The organism is Pseudomonas sp. LAP_36 (assembly GCF_019456785.1).
GTDB classification, from domain to species: domain Bacteria; phylum Pseudomonadota; class Gammaproteobacteria; order Pseudomonadales; family Pseudomonadaceae; genus Aquipseudomonas; species Aquipseudomonas tritici.
Genome location: NZ_JAHZMS010000003.1, coordinates 555,420 through 574,082 on the forward strand (window position 1 = coordinate 555,420; position 18,663 = coordinate 574,082).

General features: G+C 61.4%; 16 protein-coding genes. 5 read left to right on the top strand and 11 right to left on the bottom strand.

The genetic code is table 11. From position 1 onward, the window contains the following. Positions 1 to 98: 98 nt before the first annotated feature. From phoU to JBO08_RS13690, 6 genes are all read right to left on the bottom strand, one after another. Positions 99 to 860: a phosphate signaling complex protein PhoU gene (phoU, locus tag JBO08_RS13665; RefSeq protein ID WP_049710891.1), complete on the bottom strand. Its 762-nt coding sequence runs from the start codon at positions 858 to 860 to the stop codon at positions 99 to 101. Between the two features lie 70 nt (positions 861 to 930). Next, positions 931 to 1,764 carry a phosphate ABC transporter ATP-binding protein PstB gene (gene pstB, locus JBO08_RS13670; protein ID WP_049710890.1) on the bottom strand — a complete coding sequence of 278 codons (834 nt, stop codon included), beginning with the start codon at positions 1,762 to 1,764 and terminating at the stop codon, positions 931 to 933. 187 nt (positions 1,765 to 1,951) lie between these two features. Next, positions 1,952 to 3,622: a phosphate ABC transporter permease PstA gene (pstA, locus tag JBO08_RS13675; RefSeq protein ID WP_065880302.1), complete on the bottom strand. Its 1,671-nt coding sequence runs from the start codon at positions 3,620 to 3,622 to the stop codon at positions 1,952 to 1,954. Between the two features lie 15 nt (positions 3,623 to 3,637). Beyond that, a complete protein-coding gene (locus tag JBO08_RS13680) occupies positions 3,638 to 5,671 on the bottom strand; it encodes an ABC transporter permease subunit (RefSeq protein ID WP_175403037.1) in 2,034 nt (677 codons plus the stop codon). Between the two features lie 384 nt (positions 5,672 to 6,055). Further along, entirely contained in the window at positions 6,056 to 7,042 is a 987-nt protein-coding gene (locus JBO08_RS13685) for a phosphate ABC transporter substrate-binding protein PstS (protein ID WP_049710887.1), read from the bottom strand. A 178-nt stretch (positions 7,043 to 7,220) separates the two neighbouring features. Further along, positions 7,221 to 8,510, bottom strand: coding sequence for an MFS transporter (locus JBO08_RS13690; protein ID WP_065875515.1), 1,290 nt, complete (start codon positions 8,508 to 8,510; stop codon positions 7,221 to 7,223). A gap of 402 nt (positions 8,511 to 8,912) precedes the next feature. Here JBO08_RS13690 and JBO08_RS13695 point away from each other — a divergent pair, with 402 nt between their 5' ends. Both JBO08_RS13695 and JBO08_RS13700 read left to right on the top strand, forming a co-directional pair. Then, entirely contained in the window at positions 8,913 to 9,317 is a 405-nt protein-coding gene (locus JBO08_RS13695) for an acyl-CoA thioesterase (protein WP_003176975.1), read from the top strand. A 57-nt stretch (positions 9,318 to 9,374) separates the two neighbouring features. After that, positions 9,375 to 10,274, top strand: coding sequence for a D-hexose-6-phosphate mutarotase (locus JBO08_RS13700; RefSeq protein WP_220074657.1), 900 nt, complete (start codon positions 9,375 to 9,377; stop codon positions 10,272 to 10,274). 117 nt (positions 10,275 to 10,391) lie between these two features. Here JBO08_RS13700 and JBO08_RS13705 read toward each other — a convergent pair whose 3' ends face one another. The 5 genes from JBO08_RS13705 to JBO08_RS13725 all read right to left on the bottom strand — a co-directional run bounded on the left by JBO08_RS13705 (position 10,392) and on the right by JBO08_RS13725 (position 14,123). Beyond that, positions 10,392 to 10,928: a DUF3299 domain-containing protein gene (locus tag JBO08_RS13705; protein ID WP_010207590.1), complete on the bottom strand. Its 537-nt coding sequence runs from the start codon at positions 10,926 to 10,928 to the stop codon at positions 10,392 to 10,394. A gap of 77 nt (positions 10,929 to 11,005) precedes the next feature. Then, positions 11,006 to 11,251, bottom strand: a complete 246-nt coding sequence (locus JBO08_RS13710; RefSeq protein ID WP_003231726.1) for a GlsB/YeaQ/YmgE family stress response membrane protein — start codon at positions 11,249 to 11,251, stop codon at positions 11,006 to 11,008. A gap of 106 nt (positions 11,252 to 11,357) precedes the next feature. Beyond that, positions 11,358 to 12,443, bottom strand: coding sequence for a 5-(carboxyamino)imidazole ribonucleotide synthase (locus JBO08_RS13715; RefSeq protein WP_065946070.1), 1,086 nt, complete (start codon positions 12,441 to 12,443; stop codon positions 11,358 to 11,360). A gap of 11 nt (positions 12,444 to 12,454) precedes the next feature. Next, positions 12,455 to 12,946, bottom strand: coding sequence for a 5-(carboxyamino)imidazole ribonucleotide mutase (purE, locus tag JBO08_RS13720; protein ID WP_003176980.1), 492 nt, complete (start codon positions 12,944 to 12,946; stop codon positions 12,455 to 12,457). A 268-nt stretch (positions 12,947 to 13,214) separates the two neighbouring features. After that, the gene (locus JBO08_RS13725; RefSeq protein WP_065875519.1) at positions 13,215 to 14,123 is read right to left on the bottom strand and encodes a LysR substrate-binding domain-containing protein; all 909 of its coding nucleotides are present in this window, start codon (positions 14,121 to 14,123) and stop codon (positions 13,215 to 13,217) included. Positions 14,124 to 14,305: 182 nt separating this feature from the next. On the opposite strand from JBO08_RS13725, the gene aspA reads away from it, so the two are divergent. From aspA to JBO08_RS13740, 3 genes are all read left to right on the top strand, one after another. Continuing rightward, positions 14,306 to 15,730, top strand: coding sequence for an aspartate ammonia-lyase (aspA, locus tag JBO08_RS13730; protein WP_025854459.1), 1,425 nt, complete (start codon positions 14,306 to 14,308; stop codon positions 15,728 to 15,730). Between the two features lie 391 nt (positions 15,731 to 16,121). After that, the gene (locus JBO08_RS13735) at positions 16,122 to 17,573 is read left to right on the top strand and encodes a sodium:alanine symporter family protein (protein WP_065875520.1); all 1,452 of its coding nucleotides are present in this window, start codon (positions 16,122 to 16,124) and stop codon (positions 17,571 to 17,573) included. 77 nt (positions 17,574 to 17,650) lie between these two features. Then, a complete protein-coding gene (locus tag JBO08_RS13740; protein WP_065880305.1) occupies positions 17,651 to 18,628 on the top strand; it encodes an asparaginase in 978 nt (325 codons plus the stop codon). Positions 18,629 to 18,663: the final 35 nt, after the last annotated feature.

Sequence of the window (18,663 nt, forward strand, 5' to 3'; positions counted from 1 at the left end):
GTCACGTTCGGACTATCTTTCATCCGAGACGTAATAAATTCAGCTGCCGCAAACGAAAACGCCCGACCAAAGGCCGGGCGTTAATTTCTCGGGCAACCTTACTTATCGTCAGTTACGCCCGGAACATTAGGGATTTGATCGACTGAACCTTCAACTTCGGCCTTCATGCGCTTGAGGCCCATGTGCCGTACGTCGGTGCCGCGCACCAGGTAGATCACCAATTCCGAGATATTGCGCGCGTGGTCGCCGATCCGCTCCAGGGAGCGCAGTACCCAGATAATGCTCAAGACCCGCGAGATAGAGCGCGGATCTTCCATCATGTAGGTCGCCAGCTCGCGCAGCGCGGTCTTGTATTCGCGGTCAATGACCTTGTCGTACTGGGCCACCGACAGGGCCAGGTCAGCGTCGAAGCGCGCAAACGCGTCGAGTGCATCACGCACCATGTTGCGCACCTGGTCGCCGATATGACGCACTTCCACGTAACCACGCGGTGCTTCGCCTTCTTCGCACAGCTGGATGGCACGGCGGGCGATCTTGGTGGCTTCGTCGCCGATGCGCTCCAGGTCGATCACCGACTTGGAGATGCTGATGATCAAACGCAGGTCGGACGCTGCCGGTTGGCGACGGGCGAGAATGCGCAGGCATTCTTCGTCGATGTTGCGTTCCATCTGGTTGATCTGGTCATCGATCTCCCGCACTTGCTGGGCCAGGCCCGAGTCGGCCTCGATCAGCGCAGTGACGGCGTCGTTGACTTGCTTTTCCACCAGCCCGCCCATCGCCAGGAGGTGGCTGCGCACTTCCTCGAGCTCGGCGTTGAACTGCGCGGAGATGTGGTGGGTAAGGCCTTCTTTGCTAATCATGTTGGCGTCCTTGGAGCGTCCGGTAAGGTGCGGAGAACCGCAGCGTCAGTGCGATGAGAACCACAGCGTCCTAGCCGTAGCGACCGGTGATGTAGTCTTCGGTCTGCTTCTTCGCCGGATTGGTGAACAGGGTATCGGTATCGCCGAATTCCACCAACTTGCCCATGTACATGAACGCGGTGTAGTCGGAAACCCGCGCCGCCTGTTGCATGTTGTGGGTCACGATGACGATGGTGAACTTGGACTTGAGCTCGTAGATCAGCTCTTCAACCTTCAGCGTCGAAATCGGGTCGAGTGCCGAGCAAGGTTCGTCGAGCAGCAGCACTTCCGGTTCCACCGCGATGGTGCGCGCGATCACCAAACGTTGCTGCTGGCCGCCGGACAAGCCGAGTGCCGACTCGTGCAGGCGGTCTTTGACCTCGTCCCACAGCGCCGCGCCCTTGAGTGCCCACTCAACCGCTTCGTCGAGAATGCGCTTCTTGTTGATGCCCTGGATGCGCAGGCCGTAGACCACATTTTCGTAGATGGTCTTGGGGAACGGGTTGGGCTTCTGGAACACCATGCCCACGCGACGACGCAGCTCGGCCACGTCTTCGCCCTTGCGGTAGATGTTGGTGCCGTAGAGGTTGATGGCACCTTCCACGCGGCAACCGTCGACCAAGTCGTTCATGCGGTTGAAGGTGCGCAGCAGCGTCGACTTGCCGCAGCCCGACGGGCCGATGAAGGCGGTCACACGCTGCTTGGGGATGTTCATGCTGACGTCGAACAGCGCCTGCTTTTCACCGTAGTACAGGCTCAGGCCCGGCACTTCGATGGCCACGGTTTCCTGGGCCAGGCTCAGGCTCTGCTTGTCGCGACCCAGGGCAGACATGTTGATGCCGTGGGAATGGGTGTCTTGTTGCATGGGATGCTCCCTGTGCTACCAATTCGTTTCGTTGAACCGCCGGGGCGGTTTACTCAAAAATCTGTGTCTGGCGCTGGCCCCTGTGGGAGCTGGCTTGCCTGCGATGGCATCACCGCGGTGTACCTGCTAAACCCAGTCGTCTGCATCGCAGGCAAGCCAGCCCCCACATTGACCGTGTCCGGCCCGCTTAGCTGTCCAACGCCTTGTATTTTTCGCGCAGGTGGTTACGGATCCACACCGCCGACAAGTTGAGCGTGGCGATCACCAGCACCAGCAACAAGGCGGTGGCGTACACCAGTGGCCGTGCCGCCTCGACGTTAGGGCTCTGGAAGCCGACGTCATAAATATGGAAGCCCAGGTGCATGATCTTCTGGTCCAGGTGCAGGTACGGATAGTTGCCGTCCAGCGGCAGCGACGGGGCCAGCTTCACTACACCGACCAACATCAGCGGCGCCACTTCACCGGCGGCGCGGGCCACGGCGAGGATCATGCCGGTCATCATCGCCGGGCTGGCCATCGGCAGCACGATCTTCCACAGCGTTTCCGCCTTGGTCGCGCCGAGTGCCAAGGAACCTTCACGTACGGTGCGAGGAATCCGCGCAAGGCCTTCTTCGGTGGCCACGATCACCACCGGCACCGCCAGCAGCGCGAGGGTCAACGAAGCCCAAAGCAGGCCCGGCGTACCGAAGGTCGGCGCCGGCAGGGCTTCGGCGAAGAACAGGCGGTCAACCGAGCCACCCAATACATACACGAAGAAGCCCAGGCCGAACACGCCGTAGACGATGGCCGGTACGCCGGCCAGGTTGTTCACGGCGATACGGATGATGCGCGTCAACGTGTTCTGCTTGGCGTATTCACGCAGGTACACCGCCGCCAGCACGCCGAACGGCGTCACGATCATTGCCATGATCAGGGTCATCATCACGGTGCCGAAGATGGCCGGGAAGATCCCGCCTTCGGTGTTGGCCTCCCGCGGGTCATCGCTGAGGAATTCCCAGACCTTGCTGAAGTAGAAGCCGATCTTGGTCATCGTGCCCATGGCGTTAGGCTGGTAGGCGTGCACCACTTTGCCGATGCCGATTTCCACTTCCTTGCCGTTGCCGTCACGGGCGGTCAGCGAGTCGCGGTTGAACTGGGCATGCAGGTCGGCCAAGCGTGCTTCGATGTCTTGGTAACGGGCATTCAGTTCGGCGCGGTCAGCGTCCATGTCGGCTTGGGCGGCGGCGTCGAGCTTGCCTTCCAGCTCCAGTTTGCGACCGTGCAGGCGGATGCGTTCAAGGCCGGCGTTGATCGCGCCAATGTCGGACTTCTCCAGGGTCTTGAGCTGGGCAGCCAGCTTGTTGACGCGGTCGACACGGGCCTGCAGCTCTGGCCACGCAGCTTCGCCTTCGGCGATGACCTTGCCATCCTGTTTGACGTTGACCAGCGTGCCGTAGAAGTTGCCCCACTCACGCCGCTCGATGGTCATCAGGTTCGCAGGCGTGGTCTGGTCCTTGAGCCACTCGCCGACGATCCAGGTGAAGTCGTTGCCGTTCAGGTCGCGGTTGCCGACCTTGATCAGCTCGCGGGTCATGAATTCCGGGCCTTGGTCCGGCACGGGCAGGCCAGCGCTTTTCAGGCGCTCACGCGGTACTTCTTCTTTCTGCACCACTTCGCCGATGACGATGTGATTGGCCTGGCCCGGTACGGTGTAGTTGGCCTGGATCAGGTCGGCTGGCCAGAAGTGGCCCAAACCACGCACCGCAATCACAGCCAGCAAACCAATGGTCATGATGACCGCGATGGACACCGCGCCACCGCTGATCCAGACGCCCGGGGCGCCGCTCTTGAACCATCCATTCAGGGAGTTCTGTTTCACAGACTTCTACCTTTCTTAAAGCGACGAGTATTTCTTGCGCAGACGCTGACGGATCAGCTCGGCGAGGGTGTTCATGATGAAGGTGAACAACAGCAGCACCAGCGCCGAGAGGAACAGCACGCGGTAGTGACTGCCGCCGACTTCCGACTCGGGCATTTCCACCGCGACGTTGGCCGCGAGCGTGCGCAGGCCTTCGAACAGGTTCATTTCCATCACCGGGGTGTTACCGGTGGCCATCAACACGATCATGGTCTCGCCGACAGCGCGGCCCATGCCGATCATCAGCGCCGAGAAGATGCCCGGGCTGGCGGTCAGAATCACCACGCGCGTCATGGTCTGCCACGGGGTGGCGCCCAGGGCCAGGGAGCCCAGGGTCAGGCCGCGCGGCACGCTGAACACAGCGTCTTCGGCGATGGAGTAAATGTTCGGGATCACCGCGAAGCCCATGGCCAAACCGACCACCAGGGCGTTGCGCTGGTCGTAGGTGATGCCTAGGTCGTGAGAGATCCACATACGCATGTCACCGCCAAAGAACCAGGTCTCCAGGTAGGGGCTCATGTACAGCGAGAGCCAACCCACAAACAGGATCACCGGGATCAGGATCGCACTTTCCCAACCATCGGGAACGCGCAGGCGGATCGACTCAGGCAGGCGGCTGAACACGAAGCCGGCGACCAGGATGCCAATCGGCAACAGCATCAGCAGGCTGAAAATCCCCGGTAGATGCCCTTCCACATACGGCGCCAGGAACAGGCCGGCGAAGAAGCCGAGGATCACCGTCGGCATGGCTTCCATCAGCTCGATCACCGGCTTGACCTTGCGGCGCAGGCTCGGAGCCATGAAGTAAGCGGTGTAGATCGCCGCGGCAACGGCGAGCGGCGCAGCCAGCAGCATGGCGTAGAACGCAGCCTTCAAGGTGCCGAAGGTCAGCGGGGCCAGGCTCATCTTGGGTTCGAAGTCGGTGTTGGCGGCGGTCGATTGCCAGACGTATTTAGGCTCGTCGTAGTTTTCGTACCAGACCTTGCTCCACAACGCGCTCCAGGAGACTTCCGGGTGCGGGTTGTCCAGCATCAACGGCTGCAACTTACCGCCGGCTTCCACGATCACGCGGTTGGCGCGGGGCGACAGGCCATACACGCCTTGTCCGTCGACGACCGGGTCAACCAGCAGCGTGCGGTGCGCGGTGCTGTGGAACACGCCAAACTTGCCGGAGGCATCGAGGGCAGTGAAGCCTTTGCGACGCTCTTCAGCGGAAATTTCAACGATAGGCGTGGTGCCCATCTGGAAGGTGCGGATCTGCTTGAGGTGCTGCTCGCCATCCGGGTCACGGGCCATGAACCACTGGGCCAGGCCGCCCTTGGAGTTACCGATGATCAGCGAGATACCACCCACCAACTGAGTGCTGGCGGTGACTTCAGCGTTGCCGTCTTCCAGCAGCTTGTAGCGACCGTTGAGGCTGTTGTCGCGCAGGCTGAATACATCGGCGAGGGCACGGCCGTTAATCACATAGAGCCACTGCTGGCGTGGGTCGATGAAGATCGCCTTCACGGGCTCAGTCATTTGCGGCAGCTCGATACGCTTCTGCTCACTGGTGACTTCGCCGGTCATCATGTTTTCTTCGCGGCTCAGGGACAGCACGTTCAAGTGCGAACCGGCCGAACCGGCGACTACCAAGGTGGAGTCCGTGGCATTGAGGGCGACGTGCTCCAACGGACGGCCGGCGTCATCCAGCACGATCGGGGTTTCACCGTAGGGGTATTCGATTGCAGGCGAAATGGTTTTGTTGCCGTCCGGGTAGGACACCTTATAGGTGTGGCGGAACACCAGGGACTGGCCGTTGGACAAACCCAGGATCACCAGCGGGCTGCCGGGTTGGTCTTCACCGATGGACGCAACGCTGGTGCCGGCGGGCAGGGGCAGGTCGACACGCTTGAGTTCGGCGCCCGTCGCCACATCAAAGAACAGCGCCTGGCCCTTGTCGGAAACCCGCATGGCAACTTGGTTCTGTTCTTCGAGGGAGATCATCAGCGGCTTGCCGGCGTCCTGGATCCAGGCCGGGGTCAGTGCGTCTTCCTTGGTCAATGAGGCGCCCTGGAACAAGGGCGCGACGACATAAGCAAGAAAGAAGAAAATCAGGGTGATGGCGCCGAGAACAGCGAGGCCGCCGACCAGTACATACCAACGGGTCAGTCGGTCCTTGAGCGCGCGAATGCGGCGTTTGCGTTGCAGCTCAGGCGTATTGAAATCAATGCGCTTGGGGGGAGAAGTCGTCGTCATGGTGGAATTGGCCAGATCATTCATGCGCACACCCTAGCGATCCTGTATGACAGAAAGATGACAGTGCAGTGACGCAACAAATCCGCCGCGAAGCATAGCTGGCAGCGGATTGGAAAATTCGGATGCGGAGCCGGCAGGCCGGCCCCGCAGAGGCAATCAGTTGCCTTCTTTCAGACCCAGGTCAGCCAGTGCCTTGGCGGCGACTTTGGCTGGCAGTGGGATGTAGCCGTCTTTCACTACAACTTCCTGGCCCTGTTTGGACAGCACCAGCTTCACGAACTCAGCTTCCAGCGGAGCCAGAGGCTTGTTCGGGGCTTTGTTGACGTAAACGTAGAGGAAGCGCGACAGCGGGTATTTGCCGTTCAGGGCGTTTTCTTCGCTGTCTTCGATGAACTCAGTGCTGCCTTTCTTGGCCAGGGCCACTGTTTTCACGCTGGCGGTCTTGTAGCCGATGCCCGAGTAACCGATGCCGTTCAGCGAGGAGCTGATCGACTGCACGACCGAAGCCGAGCCAGGTTGTTCGTTCACGTTTGGCTTGTAGTCGCCTTTGCACAGGGCTTCTTCTTTGAAGTAGCCGTAGGTGCCGGACACCGAGTTACGACCGAACAGTTGTACTGGCTTGTTGGCCAGGTCGCCGGTCACGCCCAGGTCACCCCAGGTTTTCACGTCGGCTTTGCCACCGCACAGGCGAGTCGAGGAGAAGATGGCGTCGACTTGTTCCATGGTCAGGTGCTGGATCGGGTTGTCCTTGTGCACGAATACAGCCAAGGCATCCACGGCAACCGGGATAGCGGTTGGCTTGTAGCCGTACTTCTGCTCGAAGGCGGCCAGTTCGGTGTCCTTCATCTTGCGGCTCATCGGGCCCAGGTTGGAGGTGCCTTCAGTCAGCGCAGGTGGCGCAGTAGCGGAGCCGGCAGCTTGAATCTGAATGTTGACGTTCGGGTATTCCTTCTTGTAACCCTCGGCCCACAGGGTCATCAGGTTAGCCAGGGTATCGGAACCAACGCTGGACAAGTTGCCCGACACACCAGTGGTCTTAACGTAAGCCGGGATTGCCGGATCAACACCAGCGGCCACCGCGTTGGCGGTCGCAACGCCAGCAGCGACAAAAGTCATTGCCGCCATCAAACGTTTCAGTTTCATGCCTTGCTCCTAGCAGATAGGGATAATTGGATCGGGGCCAAGTATCAGGAGGCCGTGTGAACACTCTATGTCGGGAATGTGACAGTTAGATGAAAGGCCACTATTGGCAAGGGAGGGGATAAAGCGAGGAACGGCCATCACTCCCACGCAGGCCGTGGGAGCGATCGTTATCAAACAATCAGCGGGCGCGCTTCCACAGATACCCACCCACTACCATCCCCATCACACACAGCGCGGCAACGTAGTAGGCAGGGCCCATCGGGCTTTCTTTCATCAACAGCGACACGGCCAGCGGCGTCAGCCCGCCGAACACGGCGTAGGCCACGTTATAGGAGAACGACAACCCGCTGAAGCGCACCACGGGCGGGAAGGCTTTGACCATCACGTATGGCACCACGCCGATGGTGCCTACGAACAGGCCGGTCAAGGCGTACAGCGGGAACAGCCAGTCCGGGTGGGCCATCAGGCTGTGATACAGCGTCCAGGAAGTCGCCAGTAACAGCGCACATCCGCTGATCAGCACGCGGCCAGCGCCGAAGCGGTCGGCCAGGGCGCCCGAGGCGATGCAGCCCAGGCTCAGGGTGACGATGGCCAGGCTGTTGGCCTGCAGGGCCACGGTCGGGCTGAAGTGATAGACGGTTTGCAGCACGGTCGGGGTCATCAGGATGACCACCACGACGCCGGCGGACAGCAGCCAGGTCAGCAGCATCGACAGCACGATGGCGCCACGGTGGTCGCGCAGCACGGCGCGCAATGGCAGCTCGGCGGCCAGGGTCTTGCGTTGCTGCATCTCCGCGAAAATCGGTGTTTCATGCAGCCACCGGCGCAGGTACACCGACAGCAGGCCGAACACACCGCCGAGCAGGAACGGGATCCGCCAGGCGTAATCCGAGACCTGCTCCGGGCTATAAAGCGTGTTGATGGCGGTGGCCACCAGCGAACCCAGCAAAATGCCGGCGGTCAGGCCGCTGGTCAGGGTGCCGCAGGCATAGCCGATATGGCGTGGTGGTACGTGCTCGGAGACAAACACCCAAGCGCCTGGTACTTCGCCACCAATGGCTGCGCCCTGGATGATGCGCATCAGCAGCAGCAGGACCGGCGCCCACAGGCCGATCTGCGCGTAAGTCGGCAGCAAGCCCATGATCAGGGTCGGCACGGCCATCATGAAGATGCTCAGGGTGAACATCTTCTTGCGGCCCAGCAGGTCACCGAAGTGCGCCATGATGATGCCGCCCAACGGGCGTGCCAGGTAGCCCGCGGCAAAGATGCCGAAGGTCTGCATCATGCGCAGCCATTCGGGCATGTCGACGGGGAAGAAGAGTTTTCCGACCACGGTGGCGAAAAACACGAAAATGATGAAATCATAAAATTCCAGCGCCCCGCCCAAGGCAGACAGCGACAGGGTTTTGTAGTCGTTGCGGGTCAGCGGGCGCGAAGGTTGCGCACTGCTTGCGGGCACGGAGGACATGGCAAGGCTTCTCTTATTAGTCAGAACGGCAAGCCCGAGGTGTTGGCAGGGCCGGAGCAGGTTCGGCAAGATAGCAAATCGCCCGGAAAAGCACACCAGAAGCACAGTTGCCACAAAAAGCCCCCATACAGCCGCGAATTGCCGACCAAATGAACCCCCAGAGGTCGTCGTGGCGCCAGGGTCTCGATATACTCGGCCCCTGCAAGCGCCAGAACCGCAGTCTTGAGGGGCTGCTGTGCCAAAACGTCGTTGGGTGCCATCCAGCCGATTTGGCAGAGTTTCCCTTTAGTACGCCTTACGAGAAACGCATCACGCGGTGTATGTTGGTGCTGAAACGTTTTTCCAGAAGACGGCTATCCACTTGAAATACCCATGAAGCGTCACGGGTCAGAGGCCCTCGGCATGATCGAACTCGAACAAGAAGATCCAATCCCGCAAGGCGATCTCGCCCTGCAAATCACCGCGCTTCCACGTGAAACCAACGGTTTCGGCGATATCTTCGGCGGCTGGCTGGTCGCGCAGATGGACCTCGCCGGCACCGCCATGGCCAGCAAGGTCGCAGGCGGGCGTGTCGCCACCGTGGCGATTGATCGCATGGCGTTCCTTGTGCCGGTCGCGGTGGGCGCACAGCTTTCCTTTTATACCCAGGCCCTGGAAATCGGCCGCAGCTCGATCCAGATGATGGTCGAAGTGTGGAGCGACGACCCGCTGTCCAGCGAATGGCGCAAGGTCACCGAGGCCGTATTCGTGTTCGTCGCCATCGATGGCAGCGGCCGTACGCGCTCGGTACCGTCACGCGCGCGTTAAACCTCACGCGGTTTTGACGGTCAATTGCCCCATTGCCTGCCATTGAAGAGTGTTGCTATGCCTACGCCCCACGTTGAGACCGTGAAAATCGACGAGCTGGATTGCTGGCGCATCCGCCACAACGGCGCCGAACTGATGGTGGCCCAACAGGGCGCGCATATCTTCAGTTACGGGCGCGACGGCGAGCAGCCGCTGATCTGGCCGAACCCTGATGCGGTGTTCAAGCAAGGCAAAGGCATTCGTACCGGAGTGCCGGTGTGCTGGCCGTGGTTTGGCGTATTCGACCGCAACCCCCAGAGCGTCAAGGCGATGCGTCAAAGCGATCAGCCTGCTGGCGCGCACGGTTTTGCGCGCACGGCACGCTGGGAATTGGCCGGCACCGAGCTTGAAGGCGATGCACTGCGTGTTGACCTGGTGCTGCCGGTACCCGCTGGCGGCTTCCCTGGCTGGCCGCATCAGGTCGACCTGACACTGAGCCTGCTGCTCGACGACCAGCTGCATATCCGCCTCACCAGCCACAACCGTGGCACCGACACCGTGACCTTCAGCCAGGCGCTGCACACCTACTTTGCCGTGAGTGATGTGCGAAATGTGCAGGTCGATGGGCTGGACGGAGCGGCGTATATCGATACCGCCGACGGCTGGAGCACACAGCAGCAATCCGGGCTGCTGCACTTCACCGGCGAGACCGACCGCATCTACCTGGACACGCCGGCGCAGTTGAACATCATCGATAGCGACTGGCAGCGCCGTATCCAGCTCACCAGCCAGGGTTCGAAGTCGACCGTGATCTGGAACCCCTGGACCGAGCGCGCCAAGGCCTTTGATGACATGGCTGACGATGGCTGGCAAGGCATGCTCTGCATCGAGACGGCGAATGTGCTGGATGACGTGGTAAGCCTGGCACCTGGTGAAAGCCATATTCTGGGCGTGAGCATCGCCGGGATAGCCCTGTAAACGCCGATCAAAATGTGGGAGCTGGCTTGCCTGCGATGCAGACGACTCGGTGGGTCAGTGGCACCGAGCCGATGCTATCGCAGGCAAGCCAGCTCCCACACTGATTGGTGTTGAGCCCTAGAGATCAGATTCCTTCACCACCCGCACCTTCCCCGCATCCAGGGCATAGGCGGCGTCGGCCAAATCGTTGTTGACCTTCTCCACCTTCAACGTGCCCGTGACCCACAGCGGCGTGTAGATATCGTCCAGCTTCAGCCCTTTGGGATAACGCACCAACACTAATTGGTTAGGCGGCGGTGGCGGCACGTGGATGCATGCGCCCGGGTACGGCACCAGGAAGAACAGCGTGCTGCGGCCCTTGGCGTCGGTTTCCAACGGCACCGGGTAACCGCCGATGCGGATGTTCTTGCCGTTCATGGCCGCCACGGTCTTGGTGGAATACATCACCGCCGGCAAGCCTTTGCTTTGTTTCAAGCCGCCTTTGTCGGTAAAGGTGCCTTGGGCTTCGGGCGAGTTGTGGTCGATCTCGGGCATGGCTTCGAGGGCTTTTTGATCCGACAGCGGCATCAGGTCGAGCCAGTCGGTTTCCGGCAGTTCGCCGGCGTGTGCCAGGCCAGGGCCCAGCAAGAGGAGAGTCAATAGAAGACGGCGCATGGAGAAGCTCGGCAAGTACAAGTGCCGAGCATTCTAGCCCTCTGCGCCTGCGCAGCGCAGAGGACTTTGTCGGCTGATTACTTTCTTTTGATCAGGCCGTAGATCACCAGCAGCACGATGGCGCCGACCAAGGCACCGAGGAAGCCTGCGCCTTGACCCGCCTGGTAGATACCCAGTGCCTGACCACCGTAGGTAGCGGCCAGGGAGCCGGCGATACCCAACAGGATGGTCATGATCCAGCCCATGCTGTCGTCGCCAGGCTTGAGGAAACGCGCGAGCAGACCGACGATCAAGCCGATGAAGATGGTTCCGATGATACCCATGGCATTTCCCTCTGATTGAATGTGAGTCATGCCAAAGCCTAGCCAGGCTTTAGCATCCTGCAATCAGAGAGACGACGGTGACCAATGGTTCCCGCCGCCCCTCGGCTTATTGCTCGGCGATCAGCGCTTCGACCTTGAGGATCTGCGCTTGCAGCGTCGCGCGGTCCTTGCAGCGCAGGTTGGCGTGACCGACCTTGCGCCCGGCCTTGAAGGCTTTGCCGTAGTGATGCAGGTGGCAGTCATCGATCGCAATCACACGCTCAACCGGCGGTACCACACCGATGAAGTTGAGCATGGCGCTTTCGCCGACCTTGGCCGTGGAACCCAGCGGCAAGCCCGCAACCGCCCGCAGGTGGTTTTCGAACTGGCTGCACTCGGCACCTTCGGTGGTCCAGTGCCCGGAGTTGTGCACGCGCGGGGCGATTTCGTTGGCCTTCAGGCCACCGTCGACTTCAAAGAACTCGAACGCCATCACGCCCACATAGTCCAGTTGCTTGAGCACACGGCTGGAATAATCTTCGGCCAGTGCCTGCAACGGGTGATCGGTGCTGGCCACGGACAGCTTGAGAATGCCGCTGTCGTGGGTGTTGTGCACCAACGGGTAAAAGCGGGTTTCGCCATCACGGGCACGCACAGCGATCAGCGAGACTTCGCCGGTGAACGGCACGAAGCCTTCCAACAGGCACGCGACGCTGCCCAATTCGGCAAAGGTACCGACCACATCGGCGGCAGTGCGCAGGACTTTCTGGCCCTTGCCGTCATAACCCAGGGTGCGGGTTTTCAGCACGGCCGGCAGGCCGATGTTGGCGACAGCGGCGTCCAGGTCTGCCTGGGACTGGATGTCGGCGAAGGCCGGGGTCGGAATGCCCAGGTCCTTGAACATGCTTTTCTCGAACCAGCGGTCGCGGGCAATGCGCAAGGCTTCTGCGCTCGGATAGACCGGCACGAACTGCGACAGGAACGCTACGGTTTCAGCCGGGACGCTTTCGAACTCGAAGGTCACCAGATCGACTTCGTCGGCCAGCTGACGCAGGTGGTCCGGGTCGCTGTAGTCAGCCCGCAGGTGTTCACCCAAGGCGGACGCGCAGGCGTCCGGCGCCGGGTCCAGGAAAGCGAAGTTCATCCCCAGCGGGGTGCCCGCCAAGGCCAGCATGCGGCCCAGTTGGCCGCCACCGATTACACCGATTTTCATCGTCAACAACCTCAGGCGATACGTGGGTCTGGATTGTCCAGCACGCTGTCTGTCTGCTCAGCGCGGAATTTTTTCAGCACCGCGTGGAACTGCGGGTGCTTGGCGCCCAGGATGCTGGCGGACAGCAAAGCGGCGTTGATCGCGCCGGCCTTGCCGATCGCCAGGGTCGCCACCGGAATGCCGGCTGGCATCTGCACGATGGACAACAGCGAATCCACGCCCGAGAGCATCGCCGACTGCACCGGCACACCAAGTACCGGCAGGTGCGTCTTGGCCGCGCACATGCCTGGCAAGTGCGCTGCACCGCCGGCACCGGCGATGATCACCTCGATGCCACGGGATTCTGCTTCATCGGCATACTGGAACAGCAAATCCGGGGTGCGGTGGGCGGAGACCACCTTCACTTCGTACGGAATGCCGAGTTTTTCCAGCATATCGGCGGTGTGGCTAAGGGTGGACCAATCGGACTTGGAGCCCATGATCACGCCAACCAATGCACTCATCGTCGTGCCTCTTCTCTCTGGGCGCCCGCGGGCGCGTCAAAAAACAACAAGCCACGCGGGAAATCCGGCGTGGCTTGTTGTACGAAATTGGGCCGGTTGGACCGGCCGAAGGCCGCGCAGTATACCGTAATAATTAAGATAAACAGCCCCTTGGATGACCATCTGTCTAGCGGCGCAAAGTGGCGGTTTTATTGACTTATGAGTCAGTCCAAGGCGCTGGAGAATCATGTGGGAGCAAGCCCGCTCCCACATTTGATGTTCGTCGCTCTCAGGTGCCTTGCGCCGCGCCACCTTCCAACTTGCGCCACAACAACCGCACGTTCGCCTTGCGCACCAACGCACAGCGATACAAACGAATCTCCAGCGGCACGTGCCATTGCGGCCCGCCGCACACCACCAATTCCCCGCGCGCCAGTTCAGCGCGCACGCTGAGCTGCGGCACCCAGGCGATACCCAACCCTTCCAAGGCCATGCTTTTGAGGCTGTCCGCCATGGCGGTTTCGTAAACCGTGGTAAAGCGCAGCGCACGCTGGCGCAGCAGCAAGTGCACCGAACGCCCGAGAAACGCACCGGCGCTGTAGGCCAGCAACGGCACGCTGCCCTCGCCTTCCAGGTCAAACAACGGTTTGCCGTCGGCATCGGCGGCGCACACCGGGAGCATTTCGGTGTTGCCCAAGTGCAGCGACGGGAAGATTTCGGCATCCATTTGCATGGCGGCATCGGGGTCGTAGAACGCCAGCATCAGGTCGCAGCCGCCCTCGCGAAGGGCGTGCACGGCGTCACCAACGTTAGTGGCGACTAACCGCGTGGCGATGTTCAGGCCTTCGTTGCGCAGTTGCGCGATCCAACGTGGGAAGAAACCCAATGCCAGGGAGTGAGCGGCCGCCACTTGCATGACCTCTCCCTGCCCGCCTTCCAGGTGATGCAAATGGCGCAGCACTTCACCGAGCTGCTCGACCACTGTGCGCGCGGTGACCAGGAACAACTGCCCCGCCGCCGTCAGCTCCACGGGGGTGCGGGAGCGGTTGACCAAGGTCAGGCCCAGCGCGGCTTCCAGGCTGCGGATGCGTCGGCTGAACGCCGGCTGGGTGACGAAGCGCCGTTCTGCCGCCTGGGAAAAACTGCGCGTTGCCGCCAGGGCGCTGAAGTCTTCCAGCCATTTGCTCTCAAGGTTCATCACTTCCTCCCACGGGTACGCACCATTTTGGCACACACGCCCGCCATCATAGCTGGGTCACACGCGCATTATGCCGTTTGTGCATAGGCCAGTGTTTAACAGCATTGGCCCAAAAACGTCTACACGCCTAGCATTCGCAGCGTTCCGGCCTGTTCCGGGTCCCTATCGAGATGATTTCCGTCATGTCCTCCGCTGCATCATTCCGCACAGAAAAAGACCTGCTTGGCGTACTCGAAGTACCTGCCCAAGCGTATTACGGCATCCAGACCCTGCGAGCGGTGAATAACTTCCGCCTCTCGGGCGTTCCGATTTCGCATTACCCGAAATTGGTGGTCGGCCTGGCAATGGTCAAGCAAGCAGCCGCTGACGCCAACCGCGAGTTGGGCCAGCTCAGCGAAGCCAAGCACGCTGCCATCAGCGAAGCCTGTGCCCGCCTGATCCGCGGCGATTTCCACGAAGAGTTCGTGGTGGACATGATTCAAGGCGGCGCCGGCACTTCAACCAACATGAATGCCAACGAAGTCATCGCCAACATCGCGTTGGAGGCCATGGGCCACAACAAGGGCGAATACCAGTATCTGCACCCGAACAACGACGTGAACATGGCGCAGTCGACCAACGACGCCTACCCGACCGCGATCCGCCTGGGTCTGCTGCTGGGCCATGACGCGCTGCTGGCCAGCCTCGACAGCCTGATCCAGGCGTTCGCTGCCAAGGGCGTCGAGTTCAGCCACGTGCTGAAAATGGGCCGCACCCAATTGCAAGACGCCGTGCCAATGACCCTCGGCCAGGAATTCCGCGCCTTCGCAACCACCCTGGGTGAAGACCTCGCACGCCTGAAAACCCTGGCACCGGAGCTGTTGACCGAAGTGAACCTGGGCGGCACCGCCATCGGTACCGGCATCAACGCCGACCCGCGCTACCAGGCCCTGGCGGTACAACGCTTGGCCGTGATCAGCGGCCAGCCGGTCGTACCGGCCGCCGACCTGATCGAAGCCACCTCCGACATGGGCGCGTTCGTGCTGTTCTCCGGCATGCTCAAGCGTACCGCAGTAAAACTGTCGAAGATTTGCAACGACCTGCGCCTCCTGTCCAGCGGCCCACGTACCGGCATCAACGAAATCAACCTGCCGGCACGCCAGCCAGGCAGCTCGATCATGCCCGGCAAGGTCAACCCGGTCATTCCGGAAGCCGTTAACCAGGTCGCGTTCCAAGTCATCGGCAACGACCTGGCGCTGACCATGGCAGCCGAAGGCGGCCAACTGCAACTGAACGTGATGGAGCCGCTGATCGCCTTCAAGATCTTCGACTCGATCCGCCTGCTGCAACGCGCCATGGACATGCTGCGCGAGCACTGCATCGTCGGCATCACCGCCAACGAAGCCCGCTGTCGCGAACTGGTGGAGCATTCTATCGGCCTGGTCACCGCGCTGAACCCTTACATCGGCTACGAAAACGCTACCCGCATCGCACGTATCGCCCTTGAAAGCGGGCGTGGCGTGCTGGAACTGGTGCGCGAAGAAGGCTTGCTCGACGACGCCATGCTCGACGACATCCTGCGCCCCGAAAACATGATTGCCCCACGTTTGGTCCCGTTGAAGGCCTAAGCGTTTGTTGCACCGCTCACCAGGTTGAGGGACTAGACACCTCTCACCTTTTGAGGGCCTGAAGGCTCGTTCTTCAGGCCCTTTTTTTTGCCTTGAGGTTGCGAAATGACGCCCATAAAAACTCCAATATCGCCCTGCAAACCCACCTTGACCGCCACTGCGTGGCTGAAACCTTTAATCAGCCCGAGCAGACGAATCACGTTCGCCTAGGTATAGTGCCGCCCCTCTCGCGTCTGCGGCCGTCGGTAACGAGGCCCTCAAACAGCGCGAAACCGCATGAATAACAACCCGCAAAAGGATTGGGGTCGAACTGTCGCGCACTGCCTGGTGCGATGCGACGGCGTTGAACCGTCCTGCGTTTGCCATTAGAAAAATCAGCGAGGAACACTCCATGCTCGAAGTCATCAACGACTTCCTCTCAGGGAAAGTACTGATCGTGCTCATTGTCGGGCTCGGCGGTTATTTCACGATTCGCTCGCGTTTCGTTCAATTGCGTCACTTCTTCCACATGTTTTCTGTGTTTAAAGACAGCCTCAAGAGCAGCTCGGGCCAGCTCAGCTCGTTCCAGGCGCTGATGCTCAGCCTGGCCGGCCGTGTGGGTGCCGGTAACATTGCCGGTGTCGGCATTGCCGTGACCCTCGGTGGCCCGGGCGCCGTGTTCTGGATGTGGGTCACCGCGTTGGTGGGCATGTCGTCGAGTTTCATCGAGTGCTCCCTCGGCCAGCTGTACAAACGCACCGACGCCGAAGGCACCTACCGTGGCGGCCCGGCTTACTACATCCAGCACGGCCTGCAAAAACGCTGGTTGGGGATGGTCATGGCGTTCCTGCTGTTGGTGACGTTCGGCTTTGCCTTCAACGGCCTGCAAGCGCACGCCGTGACGCACTCGCTGAACAACGCCTTTGGCCTGGACACCACCTACACCGGCCTGGCGCTGGCAGTATTGCTGGGCCTGGTGTTCATCGGCGGGATCAAGCGCATCGCTTCGATCGCCGACCTGCTGGTGCCAGTCAAGACCTTGGTCTACATCGCGGTAACCCTGTACGTGATCGTGCTGCAATTCGACCACGTGCCAGCCATGCTCGCGACCATCGTCAAGAGTGCCTTCGGCCTCGACCAAGCCTTCGGTGGCCTGGTAGGCAGCGCGATCATCATGGGTGTGAAACGCGGCGTGTTCGCCAACGAAGCCGGCTTGGGCAGTGCGCCTAACGTGGCGGCGGTGGCTTCCGTGGAACACCCGATTGCCCAAGGCGTGGTCCAGGCGTTCAGCGTGTTCCTCGACACCTTCGTGATCTGCACCTGTACGGCATTGCTGATCCTGCTTTCCGGTTTCTACACCCCAGGTTTTGAAGGCGACGGCATTGCCCTGACCCAGAACTCCCTGGCCGCCGTGGTCGGCGATTGGGGCCGCATGTTCATCTCGGTGGCCCTGGCGTTGTTCGTGTTCACCTCGATCATGTACAACTACTACCTGGGCGAGAGCAACCTGCGCTTTTTGGTCGGCAACAACCGCAAGGTGTTGATGGGCTATCGCGCGCTGGTGCTGGTGCTGATTTTCTGGGGTTCCATCGAAAACCTCGGCACCGTGTTCGCCTTCGCCGACATCACCATGACGATGCTGGCGTTCGTTAACCTGTTCGCCCTGGCGTTCCTGTTCAAGATCGCCATGCGCATCTTGAATGACTACGACAACCAGCGCGCGGCGGGCATCAAGACCCCGGTGTTCGATTCCAGCCAGTTCCCTGACCTGGACCTGGACCGCAAGGCCTGGCCGGCCAACCCGGTGAAGTCCGAGCCAGCGGCTCAAGCGTCGGCTGAACTGAACGCTCAACCGCAACGCTAAGCCTAGAGAGATGACACGCCGCCCGGCCTTGGGCATGCTCTGGGCCCGGCGGCGTTTTTCGTTCAGGAGAATCTTCGATGCAATCAGCCAACAACGTGATGGTGCTCTACACCGGCGGCACCATCGGCATGCAGGCCAGCGCCAACGGCCTGGCCCCGGCATCCGGTTTCGAAGCGCGCATGCGCGAGCAACTGGCCGACGCGCAGGTGCCGACGTGGCGCTTTCTGGAAATGTCACCGCTGATCGACAGCGCCAATATGACCCCCGCCTACTGGCAGCGCCTGCGCACCGCCGTCGTTGAGGCCGTGGACGCAGGCTACGATGCCGTATTGATCCTGCACGGTACCGACACCCTGGCCTACAGTGCGGCGGCCATGAGCTTCCAACTGCTGGGCCTGCCGGCACCGGTGGTGTTCACCGGCTCGATGCTGCCCGCCGGCGTGCCCGACAGTGATGCCTGGGAAAACGTCAGCGGCGCGCTGCAAGCCTTGGGCAAAGGCTTGGCGCCAGGTGTGCACTTGTACTTCCATGGCGCGCTGATGGACCCGACGCGCTGCGCGAAGATCCGCAGCTTCGGGCGCCATCCCTTCGCCGCCTTGCAACGCCAGGGCGGTGTGCCGCGCGCCACCGCCTTGCCTGCTGCGTTGGAGTATCGCCAAGCCAAGGGCCTCGCCACGGTCGGCGTACTGCCGCTGGTGCCGGGTATCGACGCGGCGGTGCTGGACGCAGTGATCGGCAGCGGCATTCAGGCGTTGATCCTGGAGTGCTTCGGCAGCGGCACCGGGCCAAGCGATAACCCTGGGTTCCTCGCCAGCCTCCAGCGTGCGCAGGACCAGGGAGTGGTGGTGGTTGCGGTCACTCAATGCCATGAAGGCGGCGTGGAACTGGATGTCTACGAAGCCGGCAGCCGTTTGCGCGGCGTGGGCGTGCTGTCCGGTGGCGGCATGACCCGCGAAGCGGCCTTCGGCAAGCTCAATGCACTGATCGGCAGCGGTTTGTCGTCCGACGAGACTCGAAGCCTGGTGGAAACCAACCTGTGCGGCGAACTGGGCTGACCCGCCGCCGTACATAAACACCGCCAAGCCTGGCC

Excerpts from the sequence above, each read along its gene's own strand:
- phoU (WP_049710891.1), bottom strand. The coding sequence starts at position 860 with ATGATTAGCAAAGAAGGCCTTACCCACCACATCTCCGCGCAGTTCAAC.
- pstB (WP_049710890.1), bottom strand. The coding sequence starts at position 1,764 with ATGCAACAAGACACCCATTCCCACGGCATCAACATGTCTGCCCTGGGT.
- JBO08_RS13685 (WP_049710887.1), bottom strand. The coding sequence starts at position 7,042 with ATGAAACTGAAACGTTTGATGGCGGCAATGACTTTTGTCGCTGCTGGC.
- JBO08_RS13690 (WP_065875515.1), bottom strand. The coding sequence starts at position 8,510 with ATGTCCTCCGTGCCCGCAAGCAGTGCGCAACCTTCGCGCCCGCTGACC.
- JBO08_RS13695 (WP_003176975.1), top strand. The coding sequence starts at position 8,913 with ATGATCGAACTCGAACAAGAAGATCCAATCCCGCAAGGCGATCTCGCC.
- JBO08_RS13700 (WP_220074657.1), top strand. The coding sequence starts at position 9,375 with ATGCCTACGCCCCACGTTGAGACCGTGAAAATCGACGAGCTGGATTGC.
- JBO08_RS13705 (WP_010207590.1), bottom strand. The coding sequence starts at position 10,928 with ATGCGCCGTCTTCTATTGACTCTCCTCTTGCTGGGCCCTGGCCTGGCA.
- JBO08_RS13710 (WP_003231726.1), bottom strand. The coding sequence starts at position 11,251 with ATGGGTATCATCGGAACCATCTTCATCGGCTTGATCGTCGGTCTGCTC.
- JBO08_RS13715 (WP_065946070.1), bottom strand. The coding sequence starts at position 12,443 with ATGAAAATCGGTGTAATCGGTGGCGGCCAACTGGGCCGCATGCTGGCC.
- purE (WP_003176980.1), bottom strand. The coding sequence starts at position 12,946 with ATGAGTGCATTGGTTGGCGTGATCATGGGCTCCAAGTCCGATTGGTCC.
- JBO08_RS13725 (WP_065875519.1), bottom strand. The coding sequence starts at position 14,123 with ATGAACCTTGAGAGCAAATGGCTGGAAGACTTCAGCGCCCTGGCGGCA.
- aspA (WP_025854459.1), top strand. The coding sequence starts at position 14,306 with ATGTCCTCCGCTGCATCATTCCGCACAGAAAAAGACCTGCTTGGCGTA.
- JBO08_RS13735 (WP_065875520.1), top strand. The coding sequence starts at position 16,122 with ATGCTCGAAGTCATCAACGACTTCCTCTCAGGGAAAGTACTGATCGTG.
- JBO08_RS13740 (WP_065880305.1), top strand. The coding sequence starts at position 17,651 with ATGCAATCAGCCAACAACGTGATGGTGCTCTACACCGGCGGCACCATC.